The 25442-nt window shown below is 72.2% G+C and carries 21 protein-coding genes and 1 riboswitch; of the genes, 12 read left to right on the forward strand and 9 right to left on the reverse strand.

Annotated features, from left to right (window positions below; genetic code table 11):
• Nucleotides 1-32 precede the first annotated feature (32 nt).
• Together ACFWPI_RS24750 and ACFWPI_RS24755 are read right to left on the reverse strand one after the other, a co-directional pair.
• A complete protein-coding gene (locus ACFWPI_RS24750; RefSeq protein ID WP_350875492.1) occupies nucleotides 33-1562 on the reverse strand; it encodes a UDP-N-acetylglucosamine 1-carboxyvinyltransferase in 1530 nt (509 codons plus the stop codon).
• Between the two features lie 137 nt (nucleotides 1563-1699).
• Nucleotides 1700-2884 carry a cobalt-precorrin-5B (C(1))-methyltransferase gene (locus ACFWPI_RS24755; protein ID WP_380373965.1) on the reverse strand — a complete coding sequence of 395 codons (1185 nt, stop codon included), beginning with the start codon at nucleotides 2882-2884 and terminating at the stop codon, nucleotides 1700-1702.
• A gap of 400 nt (nucleotides 2885-3284) precedes the next feature.
• On the opposite strand from ACFWPI_RS24755, the gene ACFWPI_RS24760 reads away from it, so the two are divergent.
• Nucleotides 3285-5024, forward strand: a complete 1740-nt coding sequence (locus tag ACFWPI_RS24760; protein WP_380373868.1) for a TIGR03767 family metallophosphoesterase — start codon at nucleotides 3285-3287, stop codon at nucleotides 5022-5024.
• 100 nt (nucleotides 5025-5124) lie between these two features.
• Here the strand turns inward: ACFWPI_RS24760 and ACFWPI_RS24765 are convergent, their stop codons facing one another.
• The 3 genes from ACFWPI_RS24765 to ACFWPI_RS24775 are packed head-to-tail and all read right to left on the reverse strand — an operon-like array spanning nucleotide 5125 to nucleotide 8590.
• Nucleotides 5125-6645: a precorrin-2 C(20)-methyltransferase gene (locus ACFWPI_RS24765; RefSeq protein ID WP_380373871.1), complete on the reverse strand. Its 1521-nt coding sequence runs from the start codon at nucleotides 6643-6645 to the stop codon at nucleotides 5125-5127.
• Entirely contained in the window at nucleotides 6642-7268 is a 627-nt protein-coding gene (locus ACFWPI_RS24770) for a precorrin-8X methylmutase (protein ID WP_063350072.1), read from the reverse strand. Before ACFWPI_RS24770 ends, ACFWPI_RS24765 begins: the two co-directional genes overlap by 4 nt.
• A complete protein-coding gene (locus tag ACFWPI_RS24775; protein WP_380373874.1) occupies nucleotides 7265-8590 on the reverse strand; it encodes a hypothetical protein in 1326 nt (441 codons plus the stop codon). The genes ACFWPI_RS24770 and ACFWPI_RS24775 overlap by 4 nt, the downstream gene beginning before the upstream one ends.
• A 167-nt stretch (nucleotides 8591-8757) precedes the next feature.
• Nucleotides 8758-8843: riboswitch (cobalamin riboswitch) on the forward strand.
• 301 nt (nucleotides 8844-9144) lie between these two features.
• Between ACFWPI_RS24775 and cobN the strand changes: the two genes are divergently transcribed.
• Nucleotides 9145-12795, forward strand: coding sequence for a cobaltochelatase subunit CobN (cobN, locus tag ACFWPI_RS24780; protein ID WP_380373876.1), 3651 nt, complete (start codon nucleotides 9145-9147; stop codon nucleotides 12793-12795).
• Nucleotides 12796-12884: 89 nt separating this feature from the next.
• Nucleotides 12885-14582, forward strand: a complete 1698-nt coding sequence (lnt, locus tag ACFWPI_RS24785) for an apolipoprotein N-acyltransferase (protein WP_380373879.1) — start codon at nucleotides 12885-12887, stop codon at nucleotides 14580-14582.
• Nucleotides 14583-14694: 112 nt separating this feature from the next.
• On the opposite strand, the gene ACFWPI_RS24790 is transcribed toward lnt, so the two are convergent.
• The 4 genes from ACFWPI_RS24790 to gdhA form a co-directional block, all read right to left on the reverse strand.
• Nucleotides 14695-15459, reverse strand: a complete 765-nt coding sequence (locus tag ACFWPI_RS24790) for a VOC family protein (protein WP_380373882.1) — start codon at nucleotides 15457-15459, stop codon at nucleotides 14695-14697.
• Nucleotides 15460-15535: 76 nt separating this feature from the next.
• Complete coding sequence (locus ACFWPI_RS24795; protein WP_063350067.1) at nucleotides 15536-16444, reverse strand: NADP-dependent oxidoreductase; 909 nt, start codon at nucleotides 16442-16444, stop codon at nucleotides 15536-15538.
• Between the two features lie 232 nt (nucleotides 16445-16676).
• Nucleotides 16677-17546: an AraC family transcriptional regulator gene (locus ACFWPI_RS24800; protein ID WP_063350066.1), complete on the reverse strand. Its 870-nt coding sequence runs from the start codon at nucleotides 17544-17546 to the stop codon at nucleotides 16677-16679.
• 208 nt (nucleotides 17547-17754) lie between these two features.
• On the reverse strand, nucleotides 17755-19143 hold the full coding sequence (gene gdhA / locus ACFWPI_RS24805) for an NADP-specific glutamate dehydrogenase (RefSeq protein ID WP_380373885.1): 1389 nt from the start codon (nucleotides 19141-19143) through the stop codon (nucleotides 17755-17757).
• Nucleotides 19144-19491: 348 nt separating this feature from the next.
• Here gdhA and ribA point away from each other — a divergent pair, with 348 nt between their 5' ends.
• The 9 genes from ribA (at nucleotide 19492) to ACFWPI_RS24850 (ending at nucleotide 25349) form a co-directional block, all read left to right on the forward strand.
• Entirely contained in the window at nucleotides 19492-20130 is a 639-nt protein-coding gene (gene ribA / locus ACFWPI_RS24810) for a GTP cyclohydrolase II (RefSeq protein WP_380373888.1), read from the forward strand.
• Nucleotides 20131-20144: 14 nt separating this feature from the next.
• On the forward strand, nucleotides 20145-20777 hold the full coding sequence (locus ACFWPI_RS24815) for a recombinase family protein (protein WP_380373891.1): 633 nt from the start codon (nucleotides 20145-20147) through the stop codon (nucleotides 20775-20777).
• 617 nt (nucleotides 20778-21394) lie between these two features.
• The gene (locus ACFWPI_RS24820; protein WP_380373894.1) at nucleotides 21395-21673 is read left to right on the forward strand and encodes a hypothetical protein; all 279 of its coding nucleotides are present in this window, start codon (nucleotides 21395-21397) and stop codon (nucleotides 21671-21673) included.
• A 246-nt stretch (nucleotides 21674-21919) separates the two neighbouring features.
• Nucleotides 21920-22243: a hypothetical protein gene (locus tag ACFWPI_RS24825; RefSeq protein WP_380373897.1), complete on the forward strand. Its 324-nt coding sequence runs from the start codon at nucleotides 21920-21922 to the stop codon at nucleotides 22241-22243.
• Nucleotides 22161-22697: a DUF6879 family protein gene (locus ACFWPI_RS24830; protein WP_380373968.1), complete on the forward strand. Its 537-nt coding sequence runs from the start codon at nucleotides 22161-22163 to the stop codon at nucleotides 22695-22697. Before ACFWPI_RS24825 ends, ACFWPI_RS24830 begins: the two co-directional genes overlap by 83 nt.
• A 36-nt stretch (nucleotides 22698-22733) precedes the next feature.
• Nucleotides 22734-23582 (forward strand): helix-turn-helix domain-containing protein, encoded by an 849-nt coding sequence (locus ACFWPI_RS24835; protein ID WP_380373900.1) that lies wholly within the window; start codon nucleotides 22734-22736, stop codon nucleotides 23580-23582.
• A gap of 283 nt (nucleotides 23583-23865) precedes the next feature.
• Nucleotides 23866-24180: a hypothetical protein gene (locus tag ACFWPI_RS24840; RefSeq protein ID WP_380373903.1), complete on the forward strand. Its 315-nt coding sequence runs from the start codon at nucleotides 23866-23868 to the stop codon at nucleotides 24178-24180.
• Nucleotides 24181-24203: 23 nt separating this feature from the next.
• A complete protein-coding gene (locus tag ACFWPI_RS24845; protein WP_380373906.1) occupies nucleotides 24204-24344 on the forward strand; it encodes a hypothetical protein in 141 nt (46 codons plus the stop codon).
• Between the two features lie 441 nt (nucleotides 24345-24785).
• A complete protein-coding gene (locus tag ACFWPI_RS24850) occupies nucleotides 24786-25349 on the forward strand; it encodes a hypothetical protein (RefSeq protein ID WP_380373908.1) in 564 nt (187 codons plus the stop codon).
• The last annotated feature ends 93 nt before the right edge of the window (nucleotides 25350-25442 follow it).

Here is a 25442-nt window from a genome sequence, read left to right on the forward strand (position 1 = left end):
GCCATCTGATCGTGCTTCAGATCCGGATCGGATCAGATGTCGCGGAAGGTCTCGATCTGCGCGCCGATGGAGTTGAGGCGCTCGGCGAGGTCCTCGTAGCCGCGGTTGATGACGTAGACGTTGCGCAGGACGGAGGTGCCCTGGGCGGCGAGCATCGCGAGGAGGATGACGACCGCGGGGCGCAGGGCCGGCGGGCACATCATCTCGGCGGCGCGCCAGCGGGTGGGGCCCTGGACCAGGACGCGGTGCGGGTCGAGGAGCTTGACGTCGGCGCCGAGGCGGGTCAGCTCGGTGAGGTAGATCGCACGGTTGTCGTAGACCCAGTCGTGGATCATCGTGGTGCCGTGGGCGGCCGCGGCGATGGCCGCGAAGAACGGCACGTTGTCGATGTTGATGCCGGGGAACGGCATCGGGTGGATGGTGTCGATCGGCGCGGTCAGCTTGGACGGGCGCACGGTGAGGTCGACCAGACGGGTGTGGCCGTTGTGGGCCCGGTACTCGGGGGTCCGGTCGTAGTCGAGGCCCATCCCCTCCAGCACCGCGAGTTCGATCTCCAGGAACTCGATCGGCACCCGGCGGATCGTCAGCTCGGAGGAGGTGACGACGGCGGCGGCGAGCAGGCTCATCGCCTCCACCGGGTCCTCGGCCGGGGTGTAGTCGACGTCGCAGGTGATCTCCGGGACGCCGTGGACGGTGAGGGTGGTGGTGCCGACGCCCTCGATCCGTACGCCCAGCTTCTCCAGGAAGAAGCACAGGTCCTGGACCATGTAGTTGGGCGAGGCGTTGCGGATGACGCTGACGCCGTCGTGCCGGGCGGCGGCCAGCAGGGCGTTCTCGGTGACGGTGTCCCCGCGCTCGGTCAGCACGATCGGACGGTCCAGCGGGGTGCCCGGCTCGACCGAGGCGTGGTAGGCGCCGCCGGTGGTGGCGACCTCCAGCCCGAAGCGGCGCAGCGCGGTCAGGTGCGGCTCGACGGTGCGGGTGCCGAGGTCGCAACCGCCCGCGTACGGGATGGCGAAGCGGCTGGCGCGGTGCATCAGCGGGCCGAGGAACATCAGCACGCTGCGGGTGCGGCGGGCCGCCTCGACGTCCATCGCCGCGAGGTCGAGCTCGGCGGGCGGGGTGAGTTCGAGGTCGCGGCCGTCGTTGGTCCAGCGGCTCTTGACACCGATGCTGGTGAGCACCTCGAGGATGCGGTAGACCTCTTCGATCCGGGCGACGCTGCGCAGCGTGGTGCGTCCGGTGGTCAGCAGCGAGGCGCAGAGGATCGCGACGCAGGCGTTCTTGCTGCTGCGGACGTCGATGGCGCCGGAGAGTCGGGTGCCGCCGGCGACCCGCAGGTGCATCGGGCCGGAGTAGCCGAGGGAGACGATCTCGCTGTCGAGGGCTTCGCCGATGCGCGCGATCATCTCAAGGCTGACGTTCTGCTTGCCCTGCTCGATGCGGTTGACCGCGCTCTGGCTGGTGCCGAGGGCCTCGCCGAGCTGTGCCTGGGACCAGCCGCGGTGCTGGCGGGCGGTACGGATGAGGGTGCCGATACGGGTGAGGTAGTCGCCTGTCACTCGCCAGACCATATCTCATGGTTGAGATGGCGACAGAACCAGGGGCGGGCGTGACACTACTTTTGTCCGTTTCTCGCCCCGTATGAACGTCAGATCTTCACATCACCAGGCGGTATTGCCGCGATTCTGTGAGAGCGTCACGGCCCGAGCGGCTCCACCCGGCCGACGACGGTGCCCGCGCGGTCGATGCAGATGACGTCCACCGCCACCGGCGAGCCGACCAGCACGCCGAGCGCCGTCGCCCGCGCCGCCTCGGCGACCAGATCGCCCAGCGGCACCCCGGCCGCCCGGCACAACTGCACCGCCTCCAACCCGGTGTTGGCGGCGGCCACCGCCTCGGCCAGCGCGCCGTCGGCCCCGCCCCGCCGCGCCAGTTCGGCCAGGTACCCCTTGTCCACCTGGGAGCGCGCCGAATGCAGGTCGAGGTGGCCGGCGGCGAGCTTGGACAGCTTGGCGAAGCCGCCCGCGATCGTCAGCCGGGGCACCGGGTGGCGCTTGAGGTACTTGAGGACGGCGCCCGCGAAGTCGCCCATGTCGAGCAGCGCGTCCTCAGGCAGTCCGTGCACGGCGACGGCGACCTTCTCGGAGGTCGAACCGGTACAGCCGGCCACGTGGGTGCGGCCCGCCGCCCGGGCCACGTCCACGCCGCGGCGGATGGAGTCGATCCAGGCGGAGCAGGAGTAGGGGACGACGATGCCGGTGGTCCCGAGGATGGACAGGCCCCCGAGGATGCCCAGCCGTGGATTCCAGGTGGACCGGGCGATCTCCTCGCCGTGGTCCACGGAGATCTCGACCACCACGTCCCCGCTGCCGCCGTGCGCGGCGGCCACCTCCGCCACGGCGTCGCGGATCATCTGCCGGGGCACCGGGTTGATCGCGGGCTCGCCGACGGGCAGCGGCAGGCCCGCCTTGGTGACCGTCCCCACCCCCGGGCCGGCCCGGAACACCACGCCGGCGCCGGGCTCGCCGGCCCGCACCGTCGAGCGGATCAGCGCGCCGTGGGTGACGTCGGGATCGTCGCCGGCGTCCTTGACCACGGCGGCCATGGCGCTCGCCGGCATGGGCGGGGCGGCGGCTCGGCCCCCGGTGGCCCGCCCCCCGGTGGCCAGATCCCCGGTGGCCAGCCCCCCGGCCCTGGGGGCAAGTTCCGCGGCGACGAGTTCCTCGGCGGCGAGGGCGAAGGCCGGCTGCTGGCCCTTGGGGAGGGTGATGGCCACCGGGTCCGGGAACTCACCGGTGAGCAGCGCGGTGTACGCGGCCTTGGTGGCGGCGGTGGCGCAGGCGCCCGTGGTCCAGCCGTGCCGCAGGCCGCTGCTCTTCAGCTGGCCGGCCCGGCCTCCGGCTTCGACTCCAGCCTTGGCCGCCGCTTCGGCCCCGGCTTCGGCCCCCGCATCGGCTCCCGCTTCGGCTCCCGCTTTGGCCACCTGCGTCTCGCTTCCGGCTCCGTTGAGGTGCGGCCGCACCGGCCGTCGGTACCGATTTTCCCCCATTCGCCTGGCCGCGCCCCGACCGGGGGCGGTGGAGCGGGGCCCCGCGGCCCGGTGTCCGAGTCGGGGAGCGGCCGCTGCCCCGCGTTCCCGAAGAGTTCTCCGCACGGGCCTCGCACCCCGCTCCTACCAGTGAGTAATCTGGCGGTCCGCCAGAGGGCGGGTTCATGACACGGGGTCCGGTGGCCGGGTTGTCCGGCCGGGCCATCAGCATGTGGGGGTTTTTGTGGCAGGGATGAGTCGGCGTACGTTCCTCACCGGTACGTCGGTGGCCGCCGCCTGGTCGGCCTTGTCGCTGGGCGGCGGGCAGTTCGCCTCGGCGGCGGAGCGCGAGCGCGCACTGACGGCCACCGCCGCGCGGGCGGTCAAGACGACGGGCACCACGCTCGACCAGGTGGCCACGCCCGTCGGCACCGGCGGGTACAAGCGGCTGACGGCCGGGCCGGGCTGGCCGCTGGTGGTGCGCGGCGACCTGGCGGCGCCGGGCACCGGGCGGGACGACCGACGGACCGGGCTGGCCAGCTTCGTCCAGTTCAGCGACCTGCACCTGGTGGACACCGAGTCCCCGGTGCGATTCGAGTACCTGGCCCGGTTCACCGGCAGCGCGTACCGGCCGCAGGAGGCCCTGAACGCCCGCGGCGTCTCGGCCCTCGTCGAGCGGGTCAACGCGCTCGACGGCGGCCCCTACACCGGGATGCCGTTCAGCATGGTGATGGCCACCGGCGACAACACCGACAACCACGAGCAGGCCGAACTCGACTGGTACCTCACCGTCATGGGCGGCGGCCGGCTCGCCCAGAACACCGGTGACCCGAACCGCTACGAAGGCGTGCAGAACTCGGGCAACGCCGCCTACTGGAACCCCGAACTCGCCTACAACGACGACTACAAGGCGAAGGGCTTCCCGCAGATACCGGGCTTCCTCGACGCCGCCGGCCGGCCGTTCGACGCGCCGGGCCTGCGTACGCCCTGGTACACGACGGTCGGCAACCACGATGACAGCCTTGAGGGTTCACTGCCGGACCTCGGGCTGCTGAACGACCTCTACACCGGCCAGTACAAGCTGGAGGGCTGCAACGACGCCGACGCGGCGCGGCTGATGGACTCGCTGCGCCGCGACCCGGCCGGCGCCGCGCTCCTGCTCGCGAAGCTGCTCGCGAGCGGCGACGCGGTGCGCCGGATCACCCCGGACGAGCGCCGACGGCCGTTCACGCTCAAGGAGTTCGCCAAGGCCCACCTGAACCCGGCGCACACCGGCGCCGGCCCGTACGGGCACGGCTTCACCTCGGACATGGTGGGCAGCGGCAAGCTCTACTACACCTTCCGTATCTCGGAGAAGGTGCTCGGCATCAGCCTGGACACCACCAACCAGGCCGGATTCGCGGACGGTTCACTGGGCGCCGCGCAACTGCGCTGGCTGGAACAGCAGTTGAAGGCGCACAGCGGGCACTGGTACGACACCGACGGACGCAAGGTGACGGGTGGCAGCACGGACGAGGTGATCCTCCTGTTCAGCCACCACACGAGCACCACCATGGGCAACCTGCTGCCCGACCCGCGCAACATCTTCGAGAAGCGGCACGACGGCAACGAGCTGGTGGCGCTGCTCCAGCGCTACCCGAACGTGATCGCGTGGGTGAACGGCCACACCCACATGAACAAGGTCACGGCGCACGGCCACGCGGTGCCGGAGCGGGCGTTCTGGGAGATCAACACCGCCTCGCACATCGACTACCCGCAGCACGGGCGCATCATCGAGATCGCGGACAACGGGGACGGCACGCTCTCCCTGTTCACGACGCTGATCGAGTCCTCCGCACCGTACGGCACGGACTTCGGCAGCACCTCGGACGCCAACCTCGCCGCGCTGTACCGCGAGCTGTCGTACAACGACCCGAACGGCCGGCCGGCGGCGCTGCTGGGCGCGGGCGAGGACCACAACACGGAGCTGGTGATCGCCAAGCCGACCCGGTGACGGGGAGGCGGGGACGCCGGGCGGCGAACAAGTAACAGAAAACAGATGACAGCTAACAGATGATGAAATCTGTTAGCTGTCATCTGTCAGTCGCCGCCCGTTACTCCTCCGGGTACCGCCGCGGCGTCCAGACGACCTTCACGCCGCCGCCCCGCTCGACCGCCTGGGTCTGCGAGGAGCCGATCAGCAGGATCGTCCGCATGTCGACCAGCGCCGGATCCAGCTCGCCCAACCGGACGATCCGCACGCGCTCGGTCGGCCCGCCGACGTCACGCGCCATCACCACCGGCGTCTCGGGCGCGCGGTACTCCAGCAGCAGGTCCCGGGCGAGGGCGACCTGCGTGGTGCGCGACTTCGAGCCCGGGTTGTAGAGCGCGAGCACCAGGTCCGCCTCGGCCGCCGCGCGCAGCCTGCGGGCCACCACGTCCCAGGGCTTGAGCCGGTCCGACAGCGACACCACCGCGTAGTCGTGCCCGAGCGGGGCGCCGGCCCGGGAGGCGGCCGCGTGCGCCGCGGTCATCCCCGGGACGATCCGCACCGGGACGTCCCGGTAGGCCTCCTCGCAGGCGACCTCCAGGACGGCGGTGGCCATCGCGAAGACGCCCGGGTCACCCGAGGACACCACCGCGACCTTGTGCCCGCGCCGGGCCAGTTCGAGGGCGTACTCGGCGCGCTCCGACTCGACCTTGTTGTCCGAGCCGTGCCGCCGCTGGCCCGGCCGCTCGGGCACCCGGTCCAGGTAGGTGGTGTAGCCGACCAGGTCGGTCGCCTCGGCGAGGACGCCGCGCGCCTCGGGAGTGAGCCAGAGCGGCCCGGCCGGACCGGTGCCGATGACGGCCACCGCGCCCGCGCCGTCCGTCCGCCGCTCCACCGGCTCCAGCGGCGCGACCTTGCTCGGCAGCACCGCCACCGAGAAGTACGGGACGGTCTCGCCCTCGACCTCCGCGAGCGGCAGGATGCGCTCCCCGTCCATGAACGCGCGCTCGACGTACTGCGCGTCGTCGAGCCGGCCGGCCCGCTCCAGCGCCCGCCGGACGGCCGGGAAGGTGCGCCCCAGCTTCATGATCACGGCGGAGTCGGCGGCGGCGATCCGCGCCGTCAGCTCCTCCTCGGGCAGCGTGCCCGGGATGACGGTGAGCGTCTCCTCGGCCTCGGTCAGCGGCTGGCCGAGCCGGGCGGCCGCGGCGCTGACGGAGGTCACGCCCGGCACCACCTCGGTCGGGTAGCGGTGCGCGAGCCGCTTGTGCATGTGCTGGTACGAGCCGTAGAACAGCGGGTCGCCCTCGGCGAGGACCACGACGTCGCGACCGGCGTCCAGGTGGGCGGCCAGCCGGGCGGCGGCCTCCTCGTAGAAGTCGTCCAGCGCGCCTCGGTAGCCGCCCGGGTGGTCGGTGGTCTCGACCGTGATCGGGTAGACCAACTTCTCCTCGATCTGACCATCCGTCAGATAGCGTTCGGCGATCGAGCGCGCGATGGACCGGCCGTGCCGGGCGCTGTGGTAGGCCACCACGTCGGCCTTGCCGATGAGTTCGGCCGCCCGGACGGTCACCAGCGACGGGTCGCCGGGGCCGAGCCCGACCCCGTAGAGCCGGCCGACACCAGAGATCTGACGATCCGTCACTCTTCTTCGCTCGCAATCGCGTTGACGGCGGCGGCGGCGATCGCGCTGCCACCGCGCCGGCCGCGCACCACCAGGTGCTCCAGGCCGGACGGGTGCTCGGCCAGGGCCTGCTTGGACTCGGCGGCGCCGATGAAGCCGACCGGGACGCCGATCACCGCGGCCGGGCGCGGCGCTCCGGCCTCGATCATCTCCAGCAGCCGGAACAGCGAGGTCGGCGCGTTGCCGACGGCCACCACCGCGCCTTCCAGCCGGGGCAGCCACAGCTCCATGGCGGCGGCGCTGCGGGTGTTGCCCATCTTCCGGGCGAGCTCCGGCACGGACGGGTCAGTGAGGGTGCACACGACCTCGTTGTCGGCGGGCAGCCGCTTGCGGGTGACGCCGCTCGCCACCATGTTCACGTCGCACAGGATCGGCGCCCCGGCCCGCAGCGCCGCGCGCGCGGAAGCGACCACGCCCGGTGAGTACACCAGGTCCTCGACCAGGTCGACCATCCCGCAGGCGTGGATCATCCGCACCGCGACCTGGGAGACGTCCGCCGGGAGGGCGGCCAGGTCGGCCTCCGCACGGATGGTGGCAAAGGACTGGCGGTAGATGGACGCGCCGTCCTTCTCGTACTCGATCACTTCGTGGTCCTCCTGGCCTCGGCGACCGCCTCGGCCATCTCCTCGTTCGTCACGTCCACGGCCGCCCCGGCGGCCGCCGGACCGTTCACCGTCACCCGGTAGCCCTGCCCGGTGGCGAGCACGTCCACCCACCGCCCGGCCGGATGACCGCAGCGTCGTTCACACCCCGACCAGTGCACCGGGAGACCGGCGGTCGGGAGGCCGGCCATCGGAAGGCCCGCGGCCGGAAAGCCGGTAACCGGAAGGCCGCCGACCGGCGGGCTCCCGGTGGTGGCCGCCGCATCGAGCGCCCGCGCCGCGTCGGCCCGGACGTCGACCCGCGACTTGGCGCACCCCGGCAGTCCGGTGCAGGCGGTGGCCCGCTCCCAGGGCGAGCCGGGCGCGGTCCGGAACCCGGCCGCCGCCAGCGCGGGCAGCCGGTCGGCCGGCGCCCCCGGCAGCACCGCGCCGCGCCAGGGCGTCAGCCGGATCTCCCCGGCGCAGGCGTCCGCGAGTTCCCGCCACTGCGCGGCGCCGGCCCGGCCGAAGCGCATGCCCACCGACAGCCCGCCCGCCACCTCGGGGAACGAGCCGGCCGTGCGGACCACGCCGACCGCGGGCGCGGCCCCGGCGAGGGCGGGCACCGGCACGGGCCCGGCCGGCAGCAGCTCGGGGACCTCGCGCAGGTGCCAGGCCTTGCGCCCGCTCTCGCGCAGCACGTCCAGGAAGGTCCGGGCCGCGTCGAGCACGGCCGTCACCTCCTGCCCCGCCGGCACCGGACGCCCGTGGGCGGCCCGTCCGAGGCGCAGCAGCGCCGACCCGTCCGGGCCTGCGATCAATGTCACATCGGCGTCGAACGCGGCGACGTCGCCCCGCCCGTCGTCCAGCGCGAACAGGAACTTGCCGGAGAGCCCGGCCGCCCAGTCGCTCGCGCACAGCCGCGCGTCCAGCTCCCGCGCCCAGGCCTGCACGTCGGCGAAGCCGTGTCCGTCGAGCCCGGCGAGCGGGGAGGCCACGATGTTGCGGACCCGTTCGTGCGTGTCCGAGGGCAGCAGGCCGACGGCGCGCAGCCGTTCGGCGAGTTCGGCCCCGCAGTGCGAAGCCAGGCCGCGGAGTTGGACGTTGCCGCGGGAGGTGGTCTCCAGTTCGCCGTCGCCGAGCGCCTCGGCGGCGTCGGCCAGCGCCAATGCCTGACGGACCGTCAGCAGACCGCCGGGCAGCCGGACCCGGGCCAGGGCGCCGTCGTCGGCCGGATGTAGACGAAGGGCCCCTGGGCAGGCGTCCGCGCGCCCCCGGTCGGGCACCGCGGCGCCCGGCGCGGTGGCGTCGGGTGTCGGTGGCATGGCCGCGAGCATACAGATGATCCGATCGGTTGCCTTTGTCCGTCGCCTCACACCCCGGGCGCTCCGGGCGGCCTCCCCGGGATCGCCCTCCCCCAGGTCAGCCGCACCCCGTACGATGCTGGCGGACGGTCCCCGCGGACCGTCCGCACGCCAGCGACGGCGCAGGGGAGGAAACCGGTGCAAGCCCGGTGCGGTCCCGCCACTGTGACCGCGGTTCACCGGGAGACCGGACGGCCGCGGGAGCCAGGAACTCCTGCCGTCCTCCACCGGCCCGGGGCGCGGACCCCGAGGAAGGCTCGAAGAGCAATGCGCTGCCGCATGCCCGCGCCCGGGTCCCCGGGCACCTCACGCCCGCCCGACTCCGGGCGCTTCGCCGACGTCTCGGCGCTCCTTCGGTCGCCGGTCACGCGCCGTCGCCCGCTTTCGTCCGCCGCATGCCACGCGCCTTCGTCCGTCGCATGCCACGCGCTTTCGTCCGTCGCTCGTCACTCGTCACTTTCCACGCCGGCGCGCCCTTCGGCTCGGGGCGGCTCCGAGGCCGGGAGGGCCTTCGCATGATCCTGCTGCTGTCGACGTCCGACACCGACCTGCTCAGTGCCCGCGCCGCCGAGGGCCCGGTCCGCTACCGGCTCGGCAACCCGGCCCGGCTCACCCCCGAGGACCTGCCCGCGCTGCTGGAGGGCACCGGCCTCGTCGTGGTCCGCCTGCTCGGCGGTCGCCGTGCCTGGCAGGAGGGCCTGGACACGCTGTTGGCCGGCCCCCGCCCGGTGATCGTGCTGACCGGTGAACAGGCCCCCGACGCCCAGCTGATGGAACTGTCCACCGTCCCGGCCGGCATCGCCGCCGAGGCGCACGCCTACCTCGCGCACGGCGGCGCCGCCAACCTCGCCGAACTGGCCGCCTTCCTCTCCGACACCGTGCTGCTGACCGGCCACGGCTTCGCCCCGCCCGCCTCCGCCCCGGCCTGGGGGCCGCTGGAGCGCGAAGCCCGTACGCAGGACGGCCCGACGGTCGCGGTGCTCTACTACCGCGCCCACCACATGAGCGGCAACACCGCCTTCGTCGAGACGCTCTGCCGGGCGATCGAGGACCAGGGTGCGCAGGCCAGGGCCTACTACTGCGCCTCGCTGCGCGGCGCCGAGCCCGAACTGCTGGCCGCGCTCGGCGAGGCCGACACGCTCGTCACCACCGTGCTCGCCGCCGGCGGCACCCGCCCGGCCGACGCGCAGGCCGGCGGCGACGAGGAGGCCTGGGACGCGGGCGCGCTCGCCGCCCTGGACCGGCCGATCCTCCAGGCGCTCTGCCTCACCTGGTCGCGCGCCCAGTGGGAGGCCAGCGACGACGGCCTGTCCCCGCTGGACACCGCCACCCAGATCGCGGTGCCGGAGTTCGACGGCCGGCTGATCAGCGTCCCGTTCTCCTTCAAGGAGCTGGACGAGGACGGCCTCACCGTCTACGCCGCCGACCCGGAGCGCGCCGCCCGGGTGGCCGGCACCGCCGTCAAGCACGCCCGGCTGCGGCACATCCCGGCCGCCGAGCGCCGCCTGGCGCTCGTGCTGTCCGCCTACCCGACCAAGCACGCCCGGGTCGGCAACGCCGTCGGCCTGGACACCCCGGCCAGCGCGATCCGCCTGCTGAACCGGCTGCGCGCGGAGGGCATGGACCTGGGTTCGGACCTCCCCGGGCTGGACGGAACGAACGACGGCTCCTCCGATGCGTCCCAGGACTCCTCCCTCGACGCCTCCCACGAGGGCGACGCCCTGATCCACGCCCTGATCGCGGCCGGCGGCTACGACCAGGACTGGCTCACCGAGGACCAGCTGGCCCGCAACCCGGTGCGCATCCCCGCCGCCGACTACCGCCGCTGGTACGCCACGCTCCCCCAGGGGCTGCGCGAGCAGGTCGAGGCGCACTGGGGCCCGGCCCCCGGCGAGCTGTACGTCGACCGCTCGCAGAACCCGGACGGCGACATCGTGCTGGCCGCGATCCGCTCCGGGAACCTGCTCGTCCTGATCCAGCCGCCGCGCGGTTTCGGCGAGAACCCCGTCGCCATCTACCACGACCCCGACCTGCCGCCGAGCCACCACTACCTGGCCGCCTACCGCTGGATCGAGGCCGCGCAGGCCGACGGCGGCTTCGGCGCGCACGCCGTCATCCACCTCGGCAAGCACGGCAACCTGGAGTGGCTGCCCGGCAAGACCGCCGCGCTGTCCGCCGAGTGCGGCCCCGACGCCGTCCTGGGCGATCTGCCGCTGATCTACCCGTTCCTGGTCAACGACCCGGGCGAGGGCACCCAGGCCAAGCGCCGTGCCCACGCCACCCTGGTCGACCACCTCGTCCCGCCGATGGCCCGCGCCGACTCCTACGGCGACATCGCCCGCCTGGAGCAGCTGCTGGACGAGCACTCCAACATCGCCGCGATGGACCCGGCCAAGCTGCCCGCGATCCGCGCGCAGATCTGGACCCTCATCCAGGCCGCCAAGCTGGACCACGACCTCGGTCTGGACGAGCGCCCCGAGGACGACGGCTTCGACGACTTCCTGCTGCACGTCGACGGCTGGCTGTGCGAGATCAAGGACGCCCAGATCCGCGACGGCCTGCACGTCCTCGGACAGGCGCCGGCCGGCACCGACCGGGTCAACATCGTGCTCGCCATCCTGCGCGCCCGCCAGATCTGGGGCGGCGTCAGCGCGCTGCCGGGCCTGCGCGAGGCCCTCGGGCTGGACGAGGCCGCGCTCACCCTCGGGGCCACCGACGCCGCCGAGGCCCAGGCCCGCGCCCTGGTCGAGGCCATGGAGGCGCAGGACTGGGCGGTCGAGGCGGTGGAGAAGGTCGCCGCCGGGCTGCCGGAGGCCGTCCACGAGGTGCTGACCTTCGCCGCCACCCAGGTGGTGCCGCGGCTGGCCGCCACCACCGACGAGCTGGACGCCGTGCTGCACGCGCTGCGCGGCGGCTTCGTCCCGGCCGGGCCGTCCGGCTCGCCGCTGCGCGGCCTGGTCAACGTGCTGCCGACCGGCCGCAACTTCTACTCCGTCGACCCGAAGGCCGTCCCGAGCAAGCTCGCCTGGGAGACCGGCCAGGCGCTCGCCGCCTCGCTGGTCGAGCGGTACACCGCCGACAACGACGGCGCCTACCCGCCCTCGGTCGGGCTGTCGCTGTGGGGCACCAGCGCGATGCGCACCGCCGGCGACGACATCGCCGAGGCCTTCGCCCTGCTCGGCGTCCGTCCGGTCTGGGACGACGCCTCGCGCCGGGTCACCGGCCTGGAGCCGATCGCCCTCGCCGAGCTGGGCCGCCCGCGCATCGACGTGACGCTGCGCATCTCCGGCTTCTTCCGCGACGCCTTCCCGCACGTGGTCGCCCTGCTCGACGACGCGGTGCGTCTGGCCGCCGCCCAGGAGGAGCCCGCGGAGCAGAACTTCGTACGCGCCCACGTCCAGGCCGACCTCGCGGTGCACGGCGACGAGCGCAAGGCCACCGTCCGCGTCTTCGGCTCCCGCCCGGGCACCTACGGCGCGGGCCTGCTCCAGCTGATCGACAGCCGGGACTGGCGCACCGACGCCGACCTGGCCGAGGTGTACACGGTCTGGGGCGGCTACGCCTACGGGCGCGGACTGGACGGGCGGCCGGCCCGCGAGGAGATGGAGACCGCGTACAAGCGGATCACCGTCGCCGCGAAGAACACCGACACCCGCGAGCACGACATCGCCGACTCGGACGACTACTTCCAGTACCACGGCGGCATGGTGGCCACCGTCCGGGCGCTCACCGGCAAGGCGCCGACCGCCTACATCGGCGACTCGACCCGCCCGGAGACGGTCCGCACCCGGACGCTGACCGAGGAGGCCGCCCGCGTCTTCCGCGCCCGGGTGGTCAACCCGCGCTGGATCGAGGCGATGCGCCGGCACGGGTACAAGGGCGCGTTCGAGATGGCCGCGACGGTGGACTACCTGTTCGGCTACGACGCCACGACGGGCGTGGTCGCGGACTGGATGTACGAGAAGCTCACCCAGGAGTACGTGCTCGACCCGGTCAACCGGGAGTTCCTGACCGGCGCCAACCCGTGGGCGCTGCACGGGATCAGCGAGCGGCTGCTGGAGGCGGCCAGCCGCGGGCTCTGGGAGCAGCCCGACCCGGAGCTGATCGCGCAGTTGCAGGCCGCGTTCCTGGAGACCGAGGGGGACCTGGAGGGCGACGAGGGCTGAGCCACGGGGGTGGCCACCAGTGTTCCCGTAGTCCATTCGGGTGACAGGAACACTGGTGGCGCAGTCCGTCCGAGCGGACAATACGGGGCATGCCCCGCCGCCTCGCCCTCACCAGCCCCGCCCGGCGCACGCCGCACCGGGAGCACTCCGAGCACCGCGAGCACCCTGAGCACTCCCCGCATCCCGGGCACCCCGAGCACTCCTCGCATCCCGGGCACCCCCGGCACCCTGAACCTCCCGGGCACTCCGAACACGGCGGGCAGTCCGGACACGGCGGCCACCCGCAGGCGCGCCCGCACCGCTACCGCGCGCGGTTCGGCGCCCTGGCGGCCGGGGCGGTACCGGTGCTCGCCTTCCCGGCACCGGGGCAGGCCTGGCTGGCGTGGGTCGCGCTAGTCCCCGGGATGCTGCTGATGCAGCGCGCGCCCGGCGGGCGGGAGGCGGCGGTGCGCGGGTGGTGGTTCGGGGCGGGCTTCATCCTGACCGCGATGTACTGGCTGGTCCCGTCCATCGGGCCGGGGCTACCGGTGCTCGCCGTGCTGTTCGGGGCGCTCCAGGGCGGCTTCGGGTACGCCGTCCACCGGCTGCTGCACCCGCCGCTGACCGGCCGTCGGGCGCTGCTCGCGCTGGTCGTCGTCCCGGCGGTCTGGGTGACCACCGAGTACGCGCGCTCCTGGGACGCCCTCGGCGGGCCGTGGGCACTGCTCGGCGCCACCCAGTGGCAGCACCCGGCGATCCTCGGGCTCGCCTCGACCGGCGGGATCTGGCTGGTCAGCGCGGCCGTCGCGGCCGCCAACACCGGGGTGCTGATCGTCCTGACCTCCGTGCACCGGCGACCGCGCGCCCTCGCGGCGCTGACCACCGTCCTGGTTCTGGCCGCCGGCCCGCTGCTGTTCGCCCTGCGCGACGCCCCCGCCCCGGCCGGAGCGGTCACCGTCGCGCTGGTCCAGCCCGGCATCGTGGACGACCCGCAGGCCCGGTTCGAGGCCAGCGCCCAGGCCACCGCCGCGCTCGGCGGGCAGCCGGTGGACCTGGTCGTCTGGGGCGAGAGCAGCACCACCGCCGACCTCGACCGCGACCCGGCCGCGCTCGACCGGCTGCGCCAACTCTCCACCGCCACCGGGGCGCAGATCATCGCCGGAGAGGACGCCCGCAAGGCGGACGGGCGGATCTCCAAGGACGCGGTACTGGTCTCCCCTGCGGGCGTGCTGGACCGCTACCGCAAGATCCGGCTGGTGCCCTTCGGCGAGTACATCCCGCTGCGGCCGGTGCTCGGCTGGATCGCCGGCGTCAGCCGGGCGGCCGGCGAGAACCGGGCGCCCGGCACCGCCTTCCACGTCCTGCCGGCCACCGACCGGGCGGGAGGACCGCTGCCGGTCGGCGCGCTAATCTGCTTCGAGTCGGCCTTCCCCGACCTGGCCCGCACCGCCGCGCGGGACGGCGCCCGGGTGCTGGTCTACCAGTCCTCCACCTCGACCTTCCAGCACACCTGGGCACCCGAGCAGCACGTCTCGCTGGCGGCGATCCGGGCCGCCGAGACCGGCCGGCCGGCCGTGCAGGCCTCGCTGACCGGGGTGTCGGCGGCCTTCGACGCGCAGGGCCGCGAGCTCGCCCGGCTCGGTACCGACGGCACCGGCGCGCTGACCGTCCGGCTGCCGCTCACCGAGCCCGGGGCGCTGACCTGGTACGACCGGATCGGCGACGTGGTACCGATCGGCGCGCTGCTCGTCACCGCGGGCGCGACGGCGGCGGCGTGGCGTTCCAGCCGCAGTCGGCGCCCGGTGTGAGGGCGGAGACTGCGCCCGACGGGAGGACGTCGGGGTCCTCGGCAGGGGCGCGGGCAGCGGCGCGGGCAGGGGCGTCGACAGGGGCGCGGGCAGGGGCGCGGCCTTCGGGGGGTCAGCCCTCGGTGCCGGCCGGGTAGACGCCGAACGACGCGCCCTGCGGGTCGCGCAGCACGGCGATCCGGGGGCCGTCCGGCACGTCGGTGGCCCCCATCAGCACGTCCGCGCCGAGGCCGCTCGCCCGGGCGACGGTGTTGTCGACGTCCGCGACCGAGAAGTACGGCAGCCAGTGCGGCGGCACCTGCGGCGGGAAGCGGTCGTCCATCACGAGCATGCCGCCGAAGTCGGCGCCGTCCAGGCCCCACTGGGTGTACTGCTCGGACGGGCTGACGGACCAGCCGAAGACCGCCGGGTAGAAGGCGGTCGCACCGGCCGGGTCGCGGGTGAGCAGTTCCACCCAACCGAGCGAGCCCGGCTCGTTGAACACCTCGGCGCCCGCGAACGCGCGGGCCTGCCAGAGCAGGAACACCGCGCCGGAGCTGTCCCCGACCACCGCGAAGCGGCCGAGGTCGGACACGTCGGTGGGCTCCTTCAGGACCTTGCCGCCGGCGTCCTCGACCTTCGCGACGGTGGCGTCGGTGTCGGTGACCGCGAAGCAGGTCGACCAGGCGATGGGCTGCTGCGGCGCGAACCGCGGGCTGACGGCGGCCGCCGTGGCGTCGCCGAGGAACATCTGGGTGTAGCCGCTGGCCTCGGGGCGCACATCGGCCTCGGCCCGCCAGCCGAACAACTCGCCGTAGAAGGTGCTGGCGGCGGCCGGGTCGGAGGTGCCCAGCTCGACCCAGCAGGGGCCGCCGATGGTCACGGAGTTCTGCTTCATGGCTTCTCCTCTCGACTTCTTCTCTCGGTTCTCGATCTCTCGGTCTTTGTTGACTGATCGTCACTCTTGCCTTGTGTCACGCGACTTCGAGCACCACCTTGCCGCGGGCATGGCCGGATTCGACGAAGGCGAGCGCCTCAGCGGCCCGGGCCAGCGGGTAGCGGCCGGTGATGTTCGGGTCCAGCTCACCGGCGGCGACCAGGGCCGCCAGCGCGGACAGGGTCTCGGACGTCGTCGAGCGGGTGATGTAGCGGCCGCCGAGTTCGGCCACGGTGGCCGGGTCGGCGGTGCTGACCAGCTCCGTACGGTCCTTGCGCACGGGGACGGCGGCCCGCAGGGCGTCGCCCCCGACCAGATCGAGGATGCCGTCGACGCCGTCGGGCGCCGCGGCCGCGATCCGTTCGGCGACGCCGTCGCCGTAGCGGACGGGCACCGCGCCGAGGGACTCCACGTACGCACGGTTGGCGTCGCTCGCGGTGCCGAGGACGATCAGGCCGCGACTGCGGGCGATCTGGGCGGCCGCGCTGCCGACACCGCCGGCGATGCCGAGGATCAGCAGCGTCCGGCCGGCGCCGAGGCCGAGGTCGCGGACGGCGTCATCCGCGGTGGCCGCCGACACGGGCAGGACGGCCGCCTGGTCGAAGCCGACGCCCTCGGGCTTGAGCGCGCTCAACTCGGCGCGCATCAGCGTCTGTTCGGCGTAGGCACCGGCGGCCGCGAGGCCGAACACCTCATCGCCCGGGGTGAACCCGGTGACCCCGGGGCCGACTTGCAGGACCACGCCCGAGGCCTCCTGGCCCATGACGGCGGGGAGTTCACGCTCCCGGCCGAGCAGGCCCGTGCGGATCTTCCAGTCCACCGGGTTCACCCCGGCCGCGCCGACCGCGATCGCCAGCTGCCCGGGGCCGGGCTCCAGCACCGGGCGGTCCAGGAACTCCTGTGTCTCCGGCCCGCCGTAGTCGACGAAGCCGAATGCCTTGGCCATCGGTGATCCCACTCCTCGGGTAGCGGTTGCGATCCCCCGTCCTCCCCCGCCCCAGCATGCGGGCGGGGGAGGACGGGTGCGGGCGCTGCTGGGCCGAACGGGGGCGGGCGGGGCGGCGGGCGGCGGCAGTGGGCGCTGTGGGCGAACAAAAAACAGATGACAGATAACAGATTTCGAAATCTGTTACCTGTCATCTGTTAGTTGTCGGCTGCCACCTGTCAGCGGCCGTCCGTCAGCGCAGCGCCCGCGCCACCGGAATCCACAGCTGGGCCTCCGCCTGGCCGTCCGACAGGAACCGGGTGCGCAGGATCTCCGGCCCCGGCCGGAACTCGTACGGGTTGGACGGGAACCACTGCGTGAAGACGTCCCGCCACATCTCCTGGAGGGCCTTCGGGAAGGTCCCGGTGTTGGAGAAGGCCGCCCAGGTGCCCGCCGGCACCTCCCGAACGTCCAGGCCGTCCGGGACGACGGTGTCCGCGTCCGCCACCACCGCGTGGTAGTAGTCGAGTTCGACACCCTCTTCACGGCTCTCCGAGAAGAACTCGGTGACCGAGAGGATGCCTTCCGGCTCGCGGCCCGAGAGCGCCGAGATCCGGTCGACGGTCTCCTGGCCGAGCCCCTTGATGAACGAGGCGATGGCCGGGTTCACGCCCTCGTGCACCAGCGGGACCCGCGCCCGCCGACCGATGATCCGGAAGTCCGGCTGCTCGATGATCCGGTATTCCATACTGCTGCTTCCCTCCACGACGAGTCGGAAGGACATCCGGGGCTGGGACTTGAGCACCGCGCCCTCGCGCCGGGCCTCACCGGGCCCGACCCCGTGCATCGCCCGGAACGCCCGGGCGAACGCCTCCCCCGAGGTGTAGCCGTACCGGATCGCGACCTCCAGCAACGTCCGCTCCCCGCCGAGGACTTCGGCCCCGGCGACGGTCAACCGCCGACGCCGGACGTAGTCCGACAGCGGCATCCCGGAGAGCATCGAGAACAACCGTCGGAAGTGGTACTCCGACGTCATCGCGATCCGGGCCAGCTCGGCGACCTCGACCTCCTGGTCCAGGTTCCGTTCGATGTGCTCCATCGCCCGGTTCAGGTGTTCCAGCACTCCAACCCCGTCCTTCCCTTACTGATCACCACCGTAGGAAGGACCCACCCTGCCGCACCCGACAATCGGTGCCCGCTCCGGTCGGGTACCGATCGCCGGGTGACGGCGAGTCGCGCCATCGGCGCCGGGCGAAGGGCCGCGGGCGCCAGGCGGAGGACCGCGAGCTCCAGGCGGAGGGCCGCGGGCACCGGGTGGCGGGCGGCAGGGCTCAGATCAGGCCCTGGGCCAGCATCGCGTCCCCGACCAGCTCGAAGCCGGCGATGTTCGCGCCCACCACGTAGTCGCCCGGGTGTCCGTAGCGCTCGGCGGTGGTGAAGCAGGAGTCGTGGATGTGCTTCATGATCCCGGCCAGCCGCTCCTCGGTGCGGGCGAAGGTCCAGGAGTCGCGCGAGGCGTTCTGCTGCATCTCCAGGGCGCTGGTGGCCACGCCGCCCGCGTTCGCCGCCTTGCCCGGGCCGAAGGCCACCCCGGCTTCCTGGAACACCCGGACCGCCTCCGGGGTGGTGGGCATGTTGGCCCCCTCGGCGACCGCCAGCACCCCGCCCCGCACCAGGGCCAGCGCGTCCGTCCCGGTCAGCTCGTTCTGGGTGGCACAGGGCAGCGCGACGTCGCAGGGCACGCTCCACACGCCAGGGCCCTCGACGAACCGGACGTGGCTGCCGCGCAGCTCGGCGTAGTCGGCGACCCGGCCGCGCCGGACCTCCTTGACCTCCTTGAGGAGCGCGAGGTCGATGCCCTTCTCGTCCACCACGTAGCCGGTGGAGTCGGAGCAGGTGAGCACGGTCGCGCCGAGCTGCTGCGCCTTCTCGATCGCGTAGATGGCGACGTTGCCGGAACCGGAGACGACGACCCGGCGCCCGTCCAGGCTCTCGCCGCGGCTGTGCAGCATCTCGGCGGTGAACAGCACGCAGCCGTAGCCGGTCGCCTCGGTCCTGGCCTGCGCGCCGCCCCAGCCGAGGCCCTTGCCGGTGAGCACGCCGCTCTCGTAGCGGTTGGTGATCCGCTTGTACTGGCCGAACAGGTAGCCGATCTCCCGGCCGCCGACGCCGATGTCCCCGGCGGGGACATCGGTGTGCTCGCCGAGATGGCGGTACAGCTCGGTCATGAAGGACTGGCAGAACCGCATGACCTCGGCGTCCGAGCGGCCCTTGGGGTCGAAGTCGGAGCCGCCCTTGCCGCCGCCGATCGACAGCCCGGTGAGCGCGTTCTTGAAGATCTGCTCGAAGCCGAGGAACTTGACGATGCCGAGGTTCACCGAGGGGTGGAAGCGCAGCCCGCCCTTGTACGGGCCGAGGACGCTGCTGAACTCCACCCGGAAGCCGCGGTTCACGTGGATGTCGCCGGAGTCGTCCGTCCACGGCACCCGGAACATGAGCTGCCGCTCGGGTTCGCAGATCCGCTCGATGATCCGGGCGTCGACGAACTCGGGGCGGCGGGCGAGCACCGGCCCGAGGGTCTCCAGGACCTCGTGGACCGCCTGGTGGAACTCCGTCTCACCCCTGTTCCGGCGGACCACGTCCGCGTAGAGCGCCTCGATCACGCGCTGCTCGGCGTCGAAGGAGGTCGGGGAGGTGGCGGCGGGAGGGGTTGTGGGCATCTGATCAGGACCTTCCGTGGTCGTCGGTGCTCGTGCGCGAGGCATTCCCGTGCCCAGGAAACGGGGAAATCCTCGCAGTGTCCACGGTCCGGCTCCCGACGCATCCACATGCTGAAACCCCCACGCCTCGCGGACCGTACGATCCACCAGCGCCCTCGCGTCCGCACGGAGCCCGGCTGAACCACAGTCCGTAGTCGAACCGGGCACGGACAGTATTTAGTTGTTCAAATTGGAACTACCGAGTACGGTCATCGACATCCGATCCACCCCGGGCCGGCCGGCCCGCCCCTCTCGACCCATCGGTTCGTCGGTTCGCCGACCCATCTCCTCATCGACGGAGGCCCACCCATGCCGCAGCCCGGCCCCGCCACGGTGCGCTCGCGTGTGCGCATCCCGCTGACCTTCCACGACGGCTACCGCGCCGAGGCGCAGGCCCTCACCTTCCACGACCTCGCCGACGGCGCGGAGCACCTGGCGCTCGCGTTCGGCGAGGTGCCGGAGGGCGGGACGCCGCTGGTGCGCCTGCACTCGGAGTGCCTGACCGGCGACGTCTTCGGCTCGGACCGCTGCGACTGCGGCCCGCAGCTGCGCGAGTCGGTCGAGCGGATCGCCGAGGCCGGCGGCTACCTGCTGTACCTGCGGCAGGAGGGCCGGGGCATCGGGCTCTACAACAAGCTGGAGGCCTACTCCTTGCAGGACTCCGGATTGGACACGTACGACGCCAACACGGCGCTCGGCCTGCCCGAGGACGGCCGGGACTACACCGCCGCCGCCCAGATGCTCGCCACCCTCGGCGCCACCGGCATCGACCTGCTGAGCAACAACCCGGACAAGGCGCAGCAGTTGGCCGACCTCGGGATCACCGTGCGGCGACGGGTGCCGACCGGCGTGCACCTGTCCGCGAGCAACGTGCGCTACCTGCGGGCGAAGGTTCGCGGAACGACCTTTTCACTCGCTCATGATCTTTTGCGGGGGCGCGTCAGCTGACCGAAGGTGTGATCATGGACGGCCCCGACGTGATGGACCTGTACTGCCGCAAGTCGAAGAAGCTGCGACAGGGAAGCCACAAGCAAGAGCTGTCCATGGACGCCCAGGAGGCCCGAGGAAGGGGCTTCGCCGCCCGCGAGGGCTACCGGATCGGGGTCGTCCACCGCGAGAACCTGTCGGCGTACAAAAGCGAGGTCCGGCCGAGGTTCGACAAGGCCCTGGACCGGCTCCACGAAGGCGAAGCGGCGGCCCTGTGGTCGTACGACATGAGCCGGTTCAGCCGGAAGGGCGCGGGTGAGGTCGTCGGTGTCCTGGACGCCGGTAAGCGGCTGATCTTCGATTGGGACGGCCTGGACTCGATCCGGCCGCGCGATCGGAAGCACATCATCAACGCGGCCGAGGAGTCCCGCGAGTTCTCCGCCCGGCTGTCGGAGAAGGTCCGGGACACGAAGAACGAGCAGCGCCGACAGGGCCGCTGGCTCGGGGCCGCTCCGTACGGCCTGAAAGCGACCACGAAGCGGAAGCTCGCCCACACCGAGGCTGCGACACCGCGCCCGCTGTTCGGCCGGGGCGGGCTCGACCCGACCGCCCCCGCCAAGCCCGACCACCTGGCCATCGCCGAACAGCTGCTCCGTAAGGCGTGGTGAGCACAGGGGTGGGGCTTTAAACGGGCCGGAATGTCCCCTTCACAGCGTGGCCGGGAATAACGGGTACAGGATTCACCCCCTATTCAGAGCCCACGGAAGGGCGACCCGCAAGACTCTGTGCGCCCGCACGGTGGCCCCTCGGAGCCCGGCCGCAGCCGAGGGCCCGTGGGCGCCCCGTGAGGCCGTGACGCGGGTGGGCAGCAGCCTTGGCGACCCCGCCCAACTGGACCAGGTCACGGCGTCTCCGCAACTGCGGCAGATTCCGTAGCTACCCGTGCAGGCCAGCGCGCGGCCAACGAATCGCGGTTGCACGGCTTCGCGCCGGCCTTGCGCGCCTTACGGCTACAACTTCCTTTCTTCGTAGCCTTGTTAATCAGAATCGAGGGAATGGAGAGTGCGCGTCGGCGCGTGACGCCGGCCACTGCCCCGGGGGGTGACTCCCCTTCGCGCCTCCTTCTTCACCGGGGCGTCATAGCAGGCCAGCACCGATGCGCATGGGCACAGACCAACCCTCCTGCGCACACTGTGACAATCAACCACCCTGAGTAGGGAAAGGGATTCCCCTGCACGAGATCATCACTGACCTTCGGGCCGGACTCGCCGCCCTGGAGATCGAGTTGGACCCCCAGGAGGACGCCGCGCTCCGCCTCGCCGAGCACCACCTGCGCGACGCCTCCCACTGCGACGAACAGGTCCGCGCCGACGGCCGACTGATCGCCGGAGGCACCCGCCACGGCGTCCAGGTCGCCCACCCCCTGATCGCAGAAGCCCGACAGCTCCGCGCCGAGGCAGGCCGCCTGATCGCCCGCGTCCGCCTCCCCGGCGACGAGCCCGAGACGGGCCGCTCCAACGCCGCGCGCAGCCTCGCCGCCCACCGTTGGGGCAACCGCATCTGACCGCCTGAGCAGACCGGCCCCGGCCGCCCAATGAACTGGGTGGCCGGGGCCTTTCGTGCGTTCTGGACCCTCGGGATTCCAGTGGGCTATCCGGGCTTGCCTGCCGAGCGAACGTCCCGGCTCATCTTGCGTTGAACGGCGTGGGGGACGCGCCTCATACCGACTTCGTGCAATTTCGTGCATGCGGGGTTGTGGATCTCACTCACAGGGCTGACGGTGGTGCATGTCCCCGCAACTCCCTAGACGTTGGAGATCGTCGTGGCACTAGATTTCGTGGGCATCGACCCGACCACCGGCGGCGGAGGCTCGCCCACCGTGTGGGTCGAGGACGAGACGGAGGAGATCGTCGTGCAGAGCTTGACGGCCGATGCCGCGCTCTGCGAGAAGATCGCGGGGACCGAGTGGGTTCCCGGCCACGCGATCGGAGTCCCCGCTCATGAGTCCGTGATCCGTATCCCGGCGCGCATGCTGCCGATCCTGAAGGAGGCTGTCGAACGTGTCGAACGTGCCCGACTTCGCCGCGCTGCTGAAGAACGCGCAGAAGACCGCAGTACACCTGGAGATGCGTGACGCCTACGCTGTCGGCGACGAGGCAGAGGAGATCGACCGCTTCGCCCGCACTGGCGAGATCGAGTTGGACCCCGAAGCCTCGTGGTGGCCCGAGTGGCTGGGTCTCGTCCGCGAGACGATCGGCCGTGGGGTGGTCATGCGCAGGGCCCGGATCGTCTCCGAGCCGGTGACCGACTACATCCGGTGGGAGCACGCGGTCACCCCGATGAATCTCGCTGCTGGGGAACTGGTCCGGTGGCTTCCGAGGAGTCAGGCGTCGGACATCGCGTTGCCGGGTAACGACTTCTGGCTGATCGACGACAGGTTGGTGCTGTTCCACTTCTTCACGGGGTACGGCGACTGGGCCGAACCCGGGTTCGCCTTCTCCGAGGACCCCGCGACGATTCGTCTCGTCTCTTCCGCGTTCGAAGCCGTCTGGGAGCGGGGCACCCCGCACGACGAGTACAGCGTCTGACCTACCCCTACCCTGCGAGCACCGGACCGCCAGACAATGCCGACGTCACCGTCATCAAGCGCGCAAGCGGCGCGTCTTGCCCTTGCCAACCGCCTGGTCGACCTCCGCAAGGATGCCGGACTGACGGGTAAGCAACTGGCGTTCCGGTGCGGGTGGAACCCTTCGAAAGTGTCCCGAATCCAGAGCGCGCGGACCCCGCCGGCCGATTCCGATATTCGGGCGTGGTGCGCGGCCTGCTCGGCGTCCGACCAGGCGGACGATCTGATCGCCACGTCGAGAGCGGTCGAATCGATGTACCTGGAGTGGCGGCGGCTCCACCGCACCGGGATGCGCCAGGTACAGGAGGACTTCTATGCGCTCCACGAGCGGGCGGAGTTGTGCCGGACGTACGTCTCGAACGTCGTTCCTGGCTTCCTCCAGACTCCGGAGTACGCGACTGCCCTGATGCGCTCCATCACGGAATTCCAGGGAACCCCTGACGACGTAGCCGACGCCGTTGCCACGAGGGTGGCGAGGGGACGGCTTCTGCACGAGGGCAGACACCGGTTCGCGGTACTGATGGAGGAATGGGTACTCCGCTCCCGTATCGGCGACGCGGAGACCATGGCCGGACAACTCGGCCATCTGCTGGCCATGATGCCGCTGGCCTCGCTGTCGCTGGGGGTTATCCCGTCCACCGCGCAGCGCAGCATGTGGCCCCTGGAAGCGTTCTACCTGTACGACGATCGGCACGCCGTCGTGGAGACGCTGACGGCTGAGGTCAACGTCACTCAGCCTCGTGAGATCGCTGACTACGTCCGGGCGTTCGGCGAGTTGCAGCGTCTCGCGGTCTACGGTGCCCAGGCGCGTGCACTCATCACATCGGCGATAGGCGCGCTTGGGTGAATCCGCGCAAGGCTGTGCAACTTGCTCGCGGGCCGCGCCGCCACCTCCCTACCTTCCTGCTGACGGCTTGCAGACGCAGTCGCAGCGGCGGATGTAGGGAGCGTGCGAGCGATGACTGTTTCGCGGCAGCGACGGCCCCGCCGGGACGACCGGCGGGCCTCCCCGGAGGAGATGGCCGCGATCCTGGCCGAGTACCGGAAGGCCGAGGCCGATCGGAAGGCGGGCGCCCTGCCGAGCGTGCGTCCGGCGTGTGGTTGCCGCGTTCACGCGGGGAGGTTGCCTGATGGCTGGCGCTGACGCCTGGTACGGCCGCCCCGGGCACGCCGGGCTGTGCCCCGTCCCTCGTTCCGGTGCGATCGGCATGGAGGGGTACGGCGTCCTGAACTACCGCGCGGGTGGTGCGCCGACCTGGGCGCGGGGGCAGGCCGGGCGGGACGTGTGGTTCTCCGGCTACGCGGAGGCCCGGGACTGGGCGGCGCAGCAGATGAGCCCGACCGCCGAGAGGCCCGAGTTGGAGCCCGCCGTGGATTCGCCGACGCTGGCCCGGCTGCGGGCGGCTACGCAGCAGATCAACGCGCGGCCCGTATGGATGAGGTGACTGCGGCCGACCTGGGGCGGCTCATGGCCGATGACCAGATGGCCGAGTACCGCGAGGCTGCCGAGCAGGCCCGCGCCGGTCACACCACCCGGGCCGAGGTCTGGGCCTACGTGGTGGCCGGATCGCTCTGCATGGTCGCCCTGGGATGGCTGCTGACCCGCTGAGACTCCCGTCCGTGCGTCGTCCCCCCGGGGCGCACGGGCGGGCCCGAACTCCCGCCCCGACCGGCGGACCTGGACAGCTCGAACGGTCGGAGCGGGTTCCGCAACACCGAACGGCCCGGCCGCCAACCGGTGACCGGGACATCCCAGCGCGAGGAGGCACCAGTATGCGCTACGACCCGCCCAACAAGCCCGAGAGGCCGCCCGGCCCCATGGAGCCCGGATCGTCCGCCACCACCGCCGAGTAGGAGGACTCACCCATGCGCTTCGAGATCATCGTGTCCAAGCACAAGGGCAACGAGAAGCCCCCGCCGAAGCACGCGGGCAAGCCCGCGAAGGAGAACCCCAACCCGACGCCGTCGAAGTGACGGACTGACACTCTGGACGGCCCCCGCGTGCACCATGCCGCGCGGGGGCCGTCCCCCGTTGCAAGGGAGTCACTCGGTGGACGACCGAATCGTCATCTCGTACCAGTCGCGCCACTTCGCCGGAACGGACTGGAAGGCGCGGGCCGACCGCTGGACGGCAAGCTTCTACCTCAATGACGGCGACACCGTGTTCGGCACCGCCACCATGACGCGTGTGATCCCGGGTGCGACCCCGAACCCACGCGCAGCGCTGGAGTTGGACCCCGGCCTGCTCGATCGCATCCCTCGTGTGATCTTCACCGAGGACGGTGGACTCGTGCCGATCCTGGCTGAGCTGTGCCCCTCGCTACTGCTCCTGCTGGAGTCCGTCGAGGTCTCCGCCGAGTGGCGGGGGAAGGGCGTCGCGATGCGCCTGGCCGTCGAGGCCCTTCGCCGCCTGGCGGTCCCCGGGGCGCTCGCCGTCTGCTACCCGGCACCGATCCACGACCACGGGCCGGACGAGCCGTGCAGCTACGACTCCGACGACCCCGAGGTGCGGCGGCCGGACGAGGAGGCCATCGAGAAGCTTCGGCGGGCCTGGGAGGAACACGGGTTCTCGTTGCTCGCCGAAGGGGTGTACGTCCGGCGCGTGGAACCCTGATCGAGGTAGGCACGACGACCAGCATCGAGCGCACGTGTCGCCCAGGGGAAAACCGCAGGTCAATGGCGAGGTGTACCCTTATTCGCTGCGCCA

The sequence above is a fragment of the Kitasatospora sp. NPDC058492 genome (assembly GCF_042720685.1).
Lineage (GTDB): Bacteria > Actinomycetota > Actinomycetes > Streptomycetales > Streptomycetaceae > Kitasatospora.

Bases quoted from the DNA above. Each gene is read 5' to 3' on its own strand.
- ACFWPI_RS24775 (WP_380373874.1), bottom strand. From the start codon at position 8,590: ATGCCACCGACACCCGACGCCACCGCGCCGGGCGCCGCGGTGCCCGAC.
- ACFWPI_RS24795 (WP_063350067.1), bottom strand. From the start codon at position 16,444: ATGGCCAAGGCATTCGGCTTCGTCGACTACGGCGGGCCGGAGACACAG.
- ACFWPI_RS24835 (WP_380373900.1), top strand. From the start codon at position 22,734: ATGCCGACGTCACCGTCATCAAGCGCGCAAGCGGCGCGTCTTGCCCTT.
- ACFWPI_RS24790 (WP_380373882.1), bottom strand. From the start codon at position 15,459: ATGAAGCAGAACTCCGTGACCATCGGCGGCCCCTGCTGGGTCGAGCTG.
- cobN (WP_380373876.1), top strand. From the start codon at position 9,145: ATGATCCTGCTGCTGTCGACGTCCGACACCGACCTGCTCAGTGCCCGC.
- gdhA (WP_380373885.1), bottom strand. From the start codon at position 19,143: ATGCCCACAACCCCTCCCGCCGCCACCTCCCCGACCTCCTTCGACGCC.
- ACFWPI_RS24815 (WP_380373891.1), top strand. From the start codon at position 20,145: ATGGACGGCCCCGACGTGATGGACCTGTACTGCCGCAAGTCGAAGAAG.
- ACFWPI_RS24760 (WP_380373868.1), top strand. From the start codon at position 3,285: ATGAGTCGGCGTACGTTCCTCACCGGTACGTCGGTGGCCGCCGCCTGG.
- ACFWPI_RS24840 (WP_380373903.1), top strand. From the start codon at position 23,866: ATGGCTGGCGCTGACGCCTGGTACGGCCGCCCCGGGCACGCCGGGCTG.
- lnt (WP_380373879.1), top strand. From the start codon at position 12,885: ATGCCCCGCCGCCTCGCCCTCACCAGCCCCGCCCGGCGCACGCCGCAC.
- ribA (WP_380373888.1), top strand. From the start codon at position 19,492: ATGCCGCAGCCCGGCCCCGCCACGGTGCGCTCGCGTGTGCGCATCCCG.
- ACFWPI_RS24845 (WP_380373906.1), top strand. From the start codon at position 24,204: ATGGCCGATGACCAGATGGCCGAGTACCGCGAGGCTGCCGAGCAGGCC.